13 protein-coding genes are annotated in these 12,384 nt (G+C 71.4%); 7 read left to right on the top strand and 6 right to left on the bottom strand.

Annotated features, from left to right (window positions below; translation table 11 throughout):
* Positions 1-211 precede the first annotated feature (211 nt).
* The 3 genes from D458_RS0107120 to D458_RS0107105 all read left to right on the top strand — a co-directional run bounded on the left by D458_RS0107120 (position 212) and on the right by D458_RS0107105 (position 3,229).
* Positions 212-1,525, top strand: coding sequence for a YeeE/YedE family protein (locus D458_RS0107120; protein WP_017586035.1), 1,314 nt, complete (start codon positions 212-214; stop codon positions 1,523-1,525).
* 175 nt (positions 1,526-1,700) lie between these two features.
* Positions 1,701-2,486 carry a 2-keto-4-pentenoate hydratase gene (locus tag D458_RS0107110; protein ID WP_017586033.1) on the top strand — a complete coding sequence of 262 codons (786 nt, stop codon included), beginning with the start codon at positions 1,701-1,703 and terminating at the stop codon, positions 2,484-2,486.
* A 53-nt stretch (positions 2,487-2,539) separates the two neighbouring features.
* Positions 2,540-3,229 (top strand): ElyC/SanA/YdcF family protein, encoded by a 690-nt coding sequence (locus D458_RS0107105; RefSeq protein WP_017586032.1) that lies wholly within the window; start codon positions 2,540-2,542, stop codon positions 3,227-3,229.
* A 145-nt stretch (positions 3,230-3,374) separates the two neighbouring features.
* Here the strand turns inward: D458_RS0107105 and D458_RS0107100 are convergent, their stop codons facing one another.
* The gene (locus tag D458_RS0107100) at positions 3,375-4,160 is read right to left on the bottom strand and encodes a sporulation protein (protein WP_017586031.1); all 786 of its coding nucleotides are present in this window, start codon (positions 4,158-4,160) and stop codon (positions 3,375-3,377) included.
* 555 nt (positions 4,161-4,715) lie between these two features.
* Here D458_RS0107100 and D458_RS0107095 point away from each other — a divergent pair.
* The 3 genes from D458_RS0107095 (at position 4,716) to D458_RS0107085 (ending at position 7,531) form a co-directional block, all read left to right on the top strand.
* Positions 4,716-5,261 carry an AAA family ATPase gene (locus tag D458_RS0107095; protein WP_017586030.1) on the top strand — a complete coding sequence of 182 codons (546 nt, stop codon included), beginning with the start codon at positions 4,716-4,718 and terminating at the stop codon, positions 5,259-5,261.
* 284 nt (positions 5,262-5,545) lie between these two features.
* Positions 5,546-7,018: a rifampin monooxygenase gene (gene rox / locus D458_RS0107090; RefSeq protein ID WP_017586029.1), complete on the top strand. Its 1,473-nt coding sequence runs from the start codon at positions 5,546-5,548 to the stop codon at positions 7,016-7,018.
* Positions 7,019-7,048: 30 nt separating this feature from the next.
* Entirely contained in the window at positions 7,049-7,531 is a 483-nt protein-coding gene (locus D458_RS0107085; protein WP_017586028.1) for a YbaK/EbsC family protein, read from the top strand.
* A gap of 179 nt (positions 7,532-7,710) precedes the next feature.
* Here D458_RS0107085 and D458_RS0107080 read toward each other — a convergent pair whose 3' ends face one another.
* Positions 7,711-8,073 carry a hypothetical protein gene (locus D458_RS0107080; protein ID WP_026119069.1) on the bottom strand — a complete coding sequence of 121 codons (363 nt, stop codon included), beginning with the start codon at positions 8,071-8,073 and terminating at the stop codon, positions 7,711-7,713.
* Positions 8,074-8,176: 103 nt separating this feature from the next.
* Complete coding sequence (locus tag D458_RS0107075; RefSeq protein WP_017586027.1) at positions 8,177-8,656, bottom strand: hypothetical protein; 480 nt, start codon at positions 8,654-8,656, stop codon at positions 8,177-8,179.
* 193 nt (positions 8,657-8,849) lie between these two features.
* On the opposite strand from D458_RS0107075, the gene D458_RS0107070 reads away from it, so the two are divergent.
* Positions 8,850-9,440: a hypothetical protein gene (locus tag D458_RS0107070; RefSeq protein ID WP_017586026.1), complete on the top strand. Its 591-nt coding sequence runs from the start codon at positions 8,850-8,852 to the stop codon at positions 9,438-9,440.
* Positions 9,441-9,476: 36 nt separating this feature from the next.
* Here D458_RS0107070 and D458_RS0107065 read toward each other — a convergent pair whose 3' ends face one another.
* The 3 genes from D458_RS0107065 to D458_RS0107055 form a co-directional block, all read right to left on the bottom strand.
* Positions 9,477-9,659 carry an MFS transporter small subunit gene (locus tag D458_RS0107065; RefSeq protein ID WP_017586025.1) on the bottom strand — a complete coding sequence of 61 codons (183 nt, stop codon included), beginning with the start codon at positions 9,657-9,659 and terminating at the stop codon, positions 9,477-9,479.
* A gap of 76 nt (positions 9,660-9,735) precedes the next feature.
* A complete protein-coding gene (locus D458_RS0107060) occupies positions 9,736-11,124 on the bottom strand; it encodes an L-lactate MFS transporter (protein ID WP_026119068.1) in 1,389 nt (462 codons plus the stop codon).
* A 211-nt stretch (positions 11,125-11,335) separates the two neighbouring features.
* The gene (locus D458_RS0107055) at positions 11,336-12,274 is read right to left on the bottom strand and encodes a LysR family transcriptional regulator (RefSeq protein WP_017586023.1); all 939 of its coding nucleotides are present in this window, start codon (positions 12,272-12,274) and stop codon (positions 11,336-11,338) included.
* Between the last annotated feature and the right edge of the window lie 110 nt (positions 12,275-12,384).

Below are 12,384 nucleotides of genomic sequence, written 5' to 3'. Positions count from 1 at the left end.
TACCGCACGCTTCCTGCGCATGGCTCTGATCTCCATGTCGCTCACGAGCACCGATGACGGCCTCTGTCGCCGCCGGTGTCGTCTCCGCGTGCGCTGACCCGAACCGTCTCCCGCACTCCGCCGCGGCACCGGTGCGCCCCCTGACCTCCTTCACGGCCCGGACCCCTGCCTTCCGGCCGTCCCCGCCCCGTCACGTCTGGACACCATCCCTGTGACCGCAACACCCACTGCAACGACCGGGAACACCGACCCCACCGACACCCCGCCCGACGTCTCACCCGCTCTGGCACTGAAGTGGCGCCCCACCCTCTCGGTCCCGCCGCCCCGGGCCCCCGCGGCCGAACCGGTCCGCTGGTGGCCGCTGGGCGTCGCCCTGATGGGCGCGCTCGGCCTGGCCGCCTTCGTGTGGTCCGAGCACGGCGCACTGCCCGCCGTCCTGCTGCTCCTGGGCACCGGCCTGGGCTTCACCCTGTTCCACTCGCGGTTCGGGTTCACCTCGGCCTGGCGCCAGTTCCTCGCGGTGGGCAACGGCACCGGCCTGCGCGCCCACGCCGTCCTGCTCGGTACCACCGCCACCCTGTTCACACTGGTCCTCGGAACCGGCACCGGACTGTTCGGAAACGAACCGGCCCCCTCGGCCGGGCCGATCGGCATCGCCCTGTTCGCCGGAGCGTTCCTGTTCGGGATCGGCATGCAACTCGGCGGCGCCTGCGCCTCGGGCACGCTCTTCGCGGTCGGCTCCGGCCAGTCCGCCATCCTCATCACGCTGTTCGGATTCATCGTGGGTTCGGTGATCTACAGCGCCGCGTGGCCGCTGGTCGCCGACCTGCCCGCGGTCCCGCCGGTCCTGCTCTCCGACCACGTCGGCTGGGGCGGGTCCTGGCTGGTCACCGTCGCCGCGCTGGTGGCCCTGGTGGTGATCACCCGCGCCGTGCAGAACCGCCGCGTCCCGCCGCCCGTAGGCGCGCCGCCCTCGGCCGAAGGGCTGCTGCGGATCGTGCGCGGCAGCTGGCCGCTGCTCGTCGGCGCGCTGGTCCTGGCCGTGCTGGGTGCCGCCGTGCTCACGGTCTCCGGTGGCGCCTGGGGCATCACGTCGGCCTTCAACCTGTGGGGCGCCAAGGCGCTCCAGCTGGTCGGCCTCCAACCCGAGACCTGGGCGTTCTGGAGCCAACCAGGACAGGCCGAGCAGCTGGCCGGCCCGGTCCTGCAGGACAAGAACAGCCTGACCAACATCGGCATCATCCTGGGCGCCGCGGTGGCCGCCGGGGCCGCGGGCACCTGGAAGCTGCACAGCGGACTGAGCTGGAAGCTGGTCGCGGCCGGGCTGGTCGGCGGTGTCCTGATGGGCATCGGCGCCCGGCTGGCGGGCGGCTGCAACATCGGCGCCTACCTGGCCGGGATCGGTTCGGGCAGCCTGCACGGCTGGCTGTGGGCGGTCTTCGCGCTCGCCGGGACCTGGGCCGGGCTGCGCGCCCGCACCCTCTTCGGCCTGGGCGTGCCCAAGCCGGGCGACAGCGTCTGCTGAGGCGTTCGCCCCCTGCGCCGTGACCGGACCGCCGGGCCGCACCGGCCGCCCGTTAGGGTGTGCCCGCGTACGACATCCTGCACCACGGCGGCGATCCGGGCCGCGTCGGCGGACAGGAGGACAGGTTCATCGACGCGGCCGTGCGGTCCACGGCCGAGAAGGAGTGAGTCGCCTGATGCCGCTTTCCCGCGAACGCGCCCGTGCCCTGTACCGGGCACGCGCCACCCGAGAGCCCGTCGAACCGTTCACCGACGCCGACCCGGCCCTGGGCACGGCCGAAGGCTACGAGATCCAGCGCGAGCTGGTGTCGATGCTGCTGGCCGACGGTGAAGAGATCGTCGGGTACAAGGTGGGGCTGACCTCCGTGCCGGCACGGGAGCAGATGGGGGTCGACTCCCCGGACCACGGTCCCGTGCTGGCCTCGGCGGTCCTCTCCGACGGCGCCACCGTGCCGCTGGATCGATTCGTGGAGCCCAGGATCGAAGCCGAGATCGCCTTCCGGATCGGTTCCCGGCTCCAGGGGCCGGGGGTGACCCTCGAACAGGCCCGCGCGGCGATCGCCCGGGCCCACGCGGGGCTGGAGATCGTCGACTCGCGGATCGCGGGGTGGCGCATCAGGTCGGCCGACACCATCGCCGACCTGGCGTCCACGGCCGCCGTGGCCGTCAGCGGCCACGGGGTCGCGGTGGACGCCCTGGAGCCGCGACTGGTGGAGATGGTGCTGACCCGCAACGGCGAGGTCGTCGGGACCGGCACCGGAGCGGAGGCCCTCGGTGATCCGGTGGCCGTGGTGGCCTGGCTGGCCAACGAACTGGGTGAGCACGGGGCGGCCCTGGAACCGGGGCACCTGGTCATGACCGGCTCCCTGCACGGGGCCGTGCCCATGGCCGACGGCGACGTGTTCACCGCCGAGTTCGACGGCCTGGGATCGATCACCCTGAAGGTCGTCCGGAGCGGGTGAGCGTTCGTGCGCCCCGGGGACACGAGAAGGCGAACGGCGACAGGAGGAACAGCGTGGGGTCGGACAGCGGTGCGGGTTCCAGGACGGGTGTCGAGCTGACCGGGGAGATCCGGGAGCGGGCCCGGCTGGTCTGGGACTACCAGCACATGGACCAGGAGCCTCGCCGGTGCGACGTCGCGGTGGTCCTGGGCAGCCACGATCTGGGCGTGGCCGCATGCGCCGCGGAGCTGTACCACCGGGGGTTCTTCCCCTTGATGGTGATCACCGGTGCCAACAGCCCCTCGACCCTGGCCCGCTTCCCCCGGGGCGAGGCGGTGCACTACCGCGAACACGCACTGGGGCTGGGCGTCCCCGACGAGGCGATCCTGGTGGAGGACCGGGCCACCAACACCGGGGAGAACCTCCGCTTCGCCCGCGCCCTGCTCGAACGCGAGGGCGTCGCGGCCGAGAGCGTGATGCTCGTGAGCAAGCCGTACATGGAGCGGCGCGCCCACGCCACCGCACGGGTGCTGTGGCCCGAGGCGGAGACGGTGTGCGCCTCGGCCCGGACCGGGTTCGACGACTACCTGGGGAGCGTGGGCGACGACCGGCTGGTCATGGACACGATGGTCGGTGACCTGCAACGGGTGATGGAGTACCCGGCCCGCGGTTTCTCCGTGCCCCAGGAGGTCCCCCACGAGGTCAGGGAGGCCTACGCCTACCTGGTGGCCGCCGGTTTCGACGGCCACCTCGTCCAGGACTGAACGGACGCGCGGGCGGCCCCGGGCCGGACCGGCTCCCGCGCTGAGAGGACCGGTTCCGTCCGGGGCCGCACCAGCCGTCGGCCCGCGGTTCGTGTTCAGACGGGCCCGGGCCCGGAGCCGGGGGCTCTCCCCGGCCGGGGGACGCTCAGAACAGGTCCCGCCGGCCGGCCAGGGAGTCGATCCATCCGTGCAGGTGGCCCGTCCAGTCGCGTCCGGCGCCGTCGTGGTGGTCCACGGTGAACCGGTGGAAGGTGTCCCGTCCCTCGGAGAAGAGCAGGCCCGGCTTCTTGTCCAGTTCCAGTACCACGTCCACTCCGCGCTCGTCGGTGACCATGGACAGTTCCAGTTCGTTCAGTCCCCGGTAACGGCTGGGAGAGCGGAACTCCAGCTCCTGGTAGAAGGGCAGTCTCTGCCGGGTCCGCGCGATGCGGCCCCGCTCCAGGTCGGCGTGCTTGAAGGTGAATCCGAGAGAGGTCAGTGAGTCCAGGACCGCGGCCTGCGCGGGGAGGGGCTCGATAGCGACCGGGTCCAGGTCCCCGGGGTCGACGGCCCTGGCCACGTGCAGCCGGGTGTTCACACCGAGGTTCATGCGGTGCAGGTGCCGGCCGCGGTAGGCGGTGATGGGCGTCTCCCAGGGCACGGAGAGCTCGAAGGGCACCTGGAACCGCTGTCCGGGGGTCAGGGTCACACCCTCTCCCAGGCGTACCCGGTGGAACTCCATGTCGTTGTCGACCTCGCGGTCGCCGACCTCCGTCTCGACCCGGGCCTGGAGTCCGACCGTGAGCTGCTCGACCTGCTGTTCGATGTCGCCGCCCTCGATGACGACGGTGCCGCGGAGGGAGCCTCCCGGGACGGACACCGACGAGTCCAGGGAGGTTTCCACCGTTGCCCCGCCGAACCCGATTCCGGCGAGCAGGCGCTTGATGACCATGGATACTTCCTTTTCGTTCTTCCCGGCGGATGTACGACCGGGGACACAGGGAGGGTGGAGCGTCCGGAGTCCGGCGAAGGGCTCTCGGGCAGGCTGTCCTGGGAGGTCTGTGGACAGGGGCCCTCAGGCCGGTGAGCGGCCGTCGGGAGAGGGGGTGCCGGGCTCGGCCCGGTCGTGCTTCACCAGCGCACGGTTGCGAAGGAGGTGGCCCCGTACCGGCCGACCCGCGGCGCCCGGACGGGGCCGTCGGGGATCGTCTCTGCGGGGACACTGGTGAACGCACGCCTGAGGGTCAAGGCGACTCTTCCTACCCGGACCCGCTTCCTGGGAAGGAACGCGGGTGAGGGGACCGATGGGAGTCCTCGGGGAATCCGGCACTGCCGGTAGGACGCAACGCCGACGGTACCGGTTCCGGGTGACGAGGAGTTTTCCGCGCCTGCGCGGGTCCCTCGCCGCGCGGGGGAAGCTCCACGGAACCGGTTCGGCCGCGGGTCCCGGCGGGCACTCCACCCGGTCGTGAGCAGAGCGGGCCCTTCAGCAGCTAACCTCCCGGCCATGCCACCCACCGGTTCCCCCGACACCAGACTGATCGTGCTCCGAGGCAACTCCGGTTCCGGCAAGAGCACGACAGCCGCGGCCCTGCGCACGCTGTACGGGCGCGGACTGGCCGTGGTCGGCCAGGACAACCTGCGCCGTGACATCCTGCGCGTGCGCGACCGGCCGGGGTCACCCCATGTCGGGCTGATCGACCAGACCGCCCGGTACTGCCTGGACCAGGGCTGTCACGTGGTGGTCGAGGGCATCATGTACGCCGGCTGGCACGCGGAGATGCTCATGTCGCTGGTGGCCGACCACCGCGGGACCTCACGCATGTACTACTTCGACGTGCCCTTCGAGGAGACGCTGGTCCGGCACGCCACGAAACCGAGGCTCGACCACGTCGGGGAGAAGGAGCTCCGCGAGTGGTGGGCACAGACGGACCTGTTGCCCGGCGGGGTCGAGGAGATCCTGGGGCCGCGTCCCTCAGCGGAGGAGCACGCCCGACAGATCCTGGGAGCGGTCGGCCTGGAACCGCGCGGCGGACACGGCGCCCGGGGCTGAGCGGTCAACGGGCAACGGGTCGCCCGCGAGAGCGCCCCGGCGCAGCGCTCCCGACGACCCACCCCCGGAAAACACGAAAGGAGAGGGGTTCAGAGAACTCCTCTCCACTCTCAATTTATACCGCGCCCGGGGGCTTGCGGCAAGACCCGGGTCATGCCGCACAATCGACCTTCGCAGCCGCGAACCCCCAGGTGAGGGGGCTCGACTCGTGTGCCGTCAAGGGCGCGCGGGCGTGTGGGGCGGCTGCTCGGGCCCGGGGACGGGCCCGTCGAACGGGGGATCCCATGATGGACGTGATCGTGGTCGGCGGCGGTCCGACCGGCATGATGCTGGCCGGCGAGCTGAGGCTGCACGGCGTGGACGTGCTCGTGCTGGAGCGGGACGCGGAGCCGACCGAGGTGGTCCGCTCGCTCGGCCTGCACGCGCGCAGTATCGAGGTGATGGACCAGCGCGGTCTCCTGGAGCGGTTCACCGAGCACGGCCGGCAGTACCCGATCGGCGGTTTCTTCGCGGGCATCGCCGCACCGGCGCCGGAGGGTCTGGACACCGCGCACCCGTACGTCCTCGGTCTTCCCCAGCCCGTCACCGATCGTCTGCTGACCGAACGCGCAGTGGAGCTCGGCACCGGCATCCGGCGCGGATGCGAGCTGGTCGGGCTGGCCCAGGACGAGGACGGGGTGACCGCCGAGCTGGCCGACGGCACCCTGCTGCGCTCCCGTTACCTGGTCGGATGCGACGGCGGCCGAAGCACGGTGCGCAAGCTGCTCGGCGTCGGCTTTCCCGGTGAGCCCTCCAGGGTCGAGACACTGCTGGGCGAGATGGAGGTGACCACGTCGCCGGAGACGGTGGCCGCGGTGACGGCCGAGGTCCGCGAGACCGAGAAGCGGTTCGGTGTCGGGCCCTCCGGGGACGGGGTCCACCGCGTCGTCGTACCCGCCGAAGGGGTGGCCGAGGACCGCGCGGTCCCGCCGACCCTGGAGGAGTTCAGGCGGCAGCTGACCAAGTACGCCGGAACCGACTTCGGCGTGCACTCACCGCGCTGGCTGTCCCGGTTCGGCGACGCCACCAGGCTGGCCGAGCGCTACCGGGTCGACCGGGTGCTGCTGGCAGGCGACGCGGCGCACGTCCACCCGCCGACCGGGGGCCAGGGACTCAACCTCGGCATCCAGGACGCGTTCAACCTGGGCTGGAAGCTGGCCGCCGAGATCAACGGCTGGGCTCCGGAAGGGCTGCTGGACAGCTACGGGACCGAGCGCCGCCCGGTCGCCGCCGACGTGCTGGACAACACCCGAGCGCAGATGGAGCTGATGTCCACCGAACCCGGCCCTCAGGCGGTGCGGCGCCTGATGACGCAGTTGATCGGGTGCAACGAGGTCAACCGGTTCCTGACGGAGAAGATCACCGCGCTCGGGGTCCGCTACGACTTCAGCGGGGGCGTGGGTGACGCGGAGAACACGGGGGACGGCGGGCACGAGCTGGTCGGGAGGCGGATGCGGGACATCGGTCTGACGCGGGGGCGTCTGTACGGGTTGCTGCACGACGGCCGCGGGCTGCTCCTCGACCGGACCGGACGGCTCTCGGTGGAGGGCTGGGCCGACCGGGTCGACCTCGTCGTCGACACCGGCGAGGAACTGGACGTGCCCGCCGTGCTGCTGCGGCCGGACGGCCACGTGGCCTGGGCCGGCGGGGACCAGCGGGGACTGGCCGCCGCGCTGCCGCGCTGGTTCGGCGCCCCGGACCCGGCCGCACTCGGATAGCGTGCGGTCGGAAGCGAAGAAGGGATCAGCATGGACGAGGTCAAGGACCTGCCCGAACGCAGCCGCCGGGTGGCGGAGGCCCTCAGCGCACTCGGCATGGACGGGCGGGTCCGTGAACTGCCCGCCTCCACCCGGACCGCGGCGGAGGCCGCCGAGGCCCTGGGCTGCGAGGTCGGCGCGATCGCCAACAGTCTGGTGTTCATGGCCGACGGGAAACCGCTGCTGGTGATGACCAGCGGTCGGCACAGGGTGGACGTCGCCCTGCTGGCCGAGCGCCTCGGCAAGGCGAAGATCCGGCGCGCCCGCCCCGAGGAGGTCCGGGAGGCGACCGGCCAGGCCATCGGCGGGGTCGCACCCGTCGGCCACCCGGCCCCGGTGGAGACCGTGGTGGACCCCGCCCTGGCGGACTACCCCCGGCTGTGGGCGGCGGGCGGAACCCCGAACACGATCTTCCCCACCGACCACGCCGAACTGGTCCGTGTCACCGGCGGCGCCGAGGTCCCCGTCAACTGATCCACCAGCGAGGCGGTCGGCGCCGGGCGAAGGACCCGTCCGGCACCGACCGCCGAGCCTTCGTGTCCGTGCGGGGAGGGCAGACGACCCGCAGGCGGCGCTCCCGTCGCGACGGCTTCCTGGCCGCGATGGACCGGCTCGGCGCGAGAAACCCCCGGATCGTCCTCCCGGGTTTCCGGTCAGCCGTCCCTGGGGAATCCGTTCTGCTCCAGGCAGGCGTCGTTGTCGACCAGCCCGTGGGCGTCCTCCTCGCAGGGGTCCATCCCCGGCGGCCGGTGGTACGGATCATCGGAGGCGGGGTCCTCGGGAGCCGGCTCCTCGGGGACCGGTTCCCCGACCGGTGGCGCGGGCGGTCGGTACACGCTCGAACCCGTGCCCGTGGCGACCGCCGGGTCCTCCGGTTCACGCGGCTCCGGCGCCTCCCGCTCCTCGGTTTCGACGAAGAACTCCTGTTCCGGTTCCTTCGCCTCCTCCGGGGATTCGGAAGCGCAGGAGCTGAGGGTCAGGGTGAGGGCCGCCAGGGCGACCAGGAACGTACGCATATGTCTCCTCCGTCACTGGAGAAGACGTCGACCCCGACGCCCCGGTTGCCCGTGACGGCCCCTCGCCCCTCGAAAGGCCGGTTCGGCTCCACCGGCCTCGCGCTCAGCGGTGGATCAGCCTGCCCGCTCCCCAGGCGACGAGGCCGCTGACGGCGCCCACGAGAGTCCCGGTGACCAGGCTGCTCAACCCAGCGAAGCCGCGCACGATCAGCTCCTGCGCCCCGGGCGCGAGTCCGCTGAGGTTCCCGCCGAGGGTCGGCGGGTCGCCCTCCCAGGCCGTGTTCCACAGGATCTGGTGGCCGAGCATGAGGAACACCCCGTACAGGACGCCCACCACCAGGAGCGTCAGGAACGGGTTCGGTACCCGGCGCCACAGCACCACCGCGATCCACACCAACGGCGGCACGAACACGAACAGGGAGTTGACGAAGGTGCCCTCCTGGATGATCCCGAGGTCGTGCAGGACCACCCGGGGCGCCGCCAGCAGGGCCAGGCCGACGACGGCCGCGAAGGGCAGGCCCAGGCCGGTGCGCCGGGCGGACCGTTCGGGCCGGGACGGTGTGGAGCGTTCTGGTGAGTTCATGTCCTCCACGCTAGGAACGCGGCGGGCGGAGCGCGTCAGCCCCAGGTCTCGACCCCCTACGCCGGTGAGCGTCATCGGCCCCCGCCTCCGGGCGTCCCGTCCCCCGTGCCGTACCCGCTCCGGCCGGGCGCCGTGCGATACGGTCACCCTGAGCTTCGGGCCCGCGCGCCCGCCCCGGGAAGGACACCCCCACATGACCAGAACCGGTTGGATCGTCGCCGCGGTCGGCACCGCGGTCGCCCTGATCATCGGGTTCGGTGCCGGCTGGTGGGCCCGGCAGGCCTCCTCGGAGCCGCCCGAGCCCCCGTCCGCCGCCCAGAACCCCCACCCCGACGACGTCGAGGACCGGCCCGAGAGCGGCTTCGACGCGGTCACCGTCGACCTGGACGAGACCCACGACTTCGGGGACGGGTTCAGCATCGGCCTGAGCCGTTTCGAGCGCGGGGTCGAGGAGGGCGGGGTGGACCCGTCGACCGGCGAGGAGGGCGACCTGCCCTACCTGTCGTGGACGGTGGAGCTCGCCAACGAGGGCACCGAGACCGTACCGACCGGTCTGGTGACCAGGTCGTGTTCGGTGGGCGACCCCCTGCGGGAGTCCGGGTCCCCGGTCCTGGGTGACAGCGTGAACCCGCCCGACAGCCTCGCCCCCGGCCAGTCGGGGTCCTGGGACGAGGACTGTTGGGCGGACGAGGACGACCGGCAGATCCAGTACACGGTCGAGTTCCACGACCAGGACTTCGTCCCGCTCTACCCGCCGGTCACCTTCGTCGGGACGGTCGACTGAGACCGGCGGTCCCGTGCCGCGCCACCGGTGGGGCGCCTAACCGGTGAACAGGGCGGCCGCCTGGATCGCGGTCCGCACCACCCCGTATCCCAGGGCGGCGATCACGACCACCCACAGGAAGATCGCGGCGGCCTTCGACGCCTGGTCGCGCGCCCTCCGTTCGGTCGGGCCCTGCTCCGGCGGGCTCTGTTCCATCGGGTTCTCCTTCACCGACTCCATCGGCCTCTCCTCTGTCTGCGCGGTGGGGGTCCGGGTACGGCGCCCCGGGGCGGGAACACCGCGTGCTGGGGTTCCGTCACACGCGTTCACGGGCCGGAGCGCCGGCCCCGGGGGCGGGTGCGGCCTCGGGGTCGGACGCCTCCCCGATCGCGGGCGCCGTCTTCGGCAGGGGGCGCACCAGCGCGTTGGCCGCGAACCCGATCACCATCACGACCACGATGAGGTAGAGCGAGAAGGTGTACAGGTCGGCACCGGAGTGGCCCGCCGCCAGCTGGCGGTCGGCGATCACGTTGACGATCAGCGGTCCGGCGATCCCCGCGCACGACCAGGCGGTGAGCAGGCGGCCGTGGATGGCTCCGACGTTGAAGGAGCCGAACAGGTCCTTCAGGTAGGCGGGGATGGTCGCGAAGCCGCCGCCGTAGAAGGACAGGATGACACCGGTGACCGCGACGAAGAGCACCACCGAGTTGGTGCCCGCCACGGCGACCAGCAGGTAGAGCAGGCCGCCGATGCCCAGATAGCCGATGTAGGTGCGCTTGCGGCCGAGGACGTCCGACGTGGAGGACCACACGAAGCGTCCGAGCATGTTGCACAGCGACAGGAAGCCGACGTAGCCCGCGGCCTCGGCGGGGCCGACTCCGGTGAAGAAGTCCTGGACCATCGGCGCGGCCTGCTCGAGGATGCCGATGCCCGCGGTGACGTTGCAGAAGAGCACGATCCACAGCAGCCAGAACTGGCGGGTGCGGAAGGCCTTCTCCACGCTCACGCCCTCGGTGGCCGGGTCCGTGGTGGGAGCTCCCGCGGCGGCCGCCGGGGGCTCCCAACCGTCCGGCCGCCACCCGGGCGGCGGAACCTTGACCGTCATCGCGCCGAGCATCATGGCCGTGAGGTAGACGGCGCCGAGGACGAGGAAGGCCGGGACGATGGCGTCTGCGGGGGTGTCGCCGAAGCGTTCGAGGAGCGCGGCGGACAGGGGTGAGGCGATGAGGGCACCGCCGCCGAACCCCATGATCGCCATGCCGGTGGCCATACCGGGGCGGTCGGGGAACCACTTGATCAGGGTGGACACCGGCGAGATGTAACCGATGCCGAGCCCGATCCCGCCCAGGACGCCGTAGCCGAGGTAGAGCAGCCACAGCTGGCCGGTGGCCACGCCGAGTGCTCCGACCAGGAAACCGGCGCCCCAGCAGAGCCCGGAGACGAACATGGCCTTGCGGGGGCCGTTGCGCTCCACCCACTTGCCGCCGAAGGCCGCGGACAGGCCCAGCATGACGATGGAGATGCTGAAGACCACGCCGATCGCGGTCAGCGTGGTGTCGAAGCGCTCCACCAGCGGGGTCTTGAAGACGCTGAACGCGTACACCTGCCCGATGGACAGGTGGACCGCGAGCGCGGCGGGTGGAATGAACCAACGGCTGCAACCGGGCGGAGCGACACTCTTATCACGATCGAGAAACGACAGCACAACCCATCCTCACGATTGTTTTTCGACCGGAATACGCTTCCGCTTTCACTGCTTTTCCGCTTCGGCGGGAACAAGCCTGAGCCATCGTCACACCTGATGTGACGAGAATCAAATACATGTTTATTGTCGGGCGATAAGAGTTGGTTATCGAGGGTTGCCCGGGGTGCTGTCGGGGGGTCGGATTCCGGAGGGCCTCGCGATCCGGCCTGCGTCAGAGGGTGACCCCCGGAGGGAGGCCGGCGGGGTGGTAGCGGTCGAGCCGCGCCTCCAGGTCGGCGGCGGCCACCGCGTCCAGGAGGGCGCGGGCCAGCACGGGCTCGGGGTCCCGGTCCGCGACGATCAGGCCGATCTCCTTGCAGACCTCGGGTTCGACCAGGGGGATGGCGCGCATGCCCTCGGGAACGGAGTGCAGCGACAGCCACGCGTGCGGCATGACCGCTGACCAGCGGTTCTCGTTGACGTACGAGCAGAGCGCAGTCACCGAGTTGGTCTCGACCCTGGGTGTGGGCTCGACACCCGCCCGGCGGAACGCCTGGTCGACGATGCGGCGGTTCTGCATGTCCGGGGAGAGCAGGCACAGCGGCAGCTCGGCCGCCTCGGCCCAGGTGATGGTCTCGCGGCCGTCGAGCAGCCCCCGCTCGGCGGTGAGCAGCGCGTAGCGCTCCCGGTAGACCGGCTGCTTGCGCACGTGCTCCACGGGTTCGTTGTCGACGTAGGTGAGCCCGACGTCGATCTGGAAGTCGGCCAGTCCCCGCTGGATCTCGTTCGAGGTCATGGAGACGACGGACAGGGTGACCAGGGGGTGGAGTTCACAGAAGGCACCGGTGATGAGGGATATCGAGCTCAGGGCCGTGGGTATGGCCCCGATGCGCAGGCGGCCGCTGAGCCCCTCGCGCAGGCTCCGGACGTTCTCGACCAGGGTGTCGTGCTCGGCCAGGACGCGCTGGGCCCAGGCGACGATCCGCTCCCCCTCGTGGGTGAACCCCATGAACCGGTTGTTCCGCCTGACGATGGGGACACGGAACTCCGCCTCGAGCTTGCGGATGGCGGCGGACAGGGCGGGCTGGGACACGTGGCACGCCTGGGCCGCACGGGCGAAATGCCGTTCCTTGGCCAGCGCGGTGAGGTACTTCAGCTGGCTCAGCAACATCGCGCAAGAATACAGTGCCGGAGCCCCCTGCAACAACAACGTTCAAATCCTTGATATCGTTCGCCCCATTCAAGGCCACAATCATTCGGGACCTCTGGACAGAGGGCGAC

It is taken from the genome of Nocardiopsis ganjiahuensis DSM 45031, assembly GCF_000341085.1.
GTDB lineage: Bacteria > Actinomycetota > Actinomycetes > Streptosporangiales > Streptosporangiaceae > Nocardiopsis > Nocardiopsis ganjiahuensis.
This window is presented reverse-complemented; position numbering and strand designations above follow the sequence as displayed.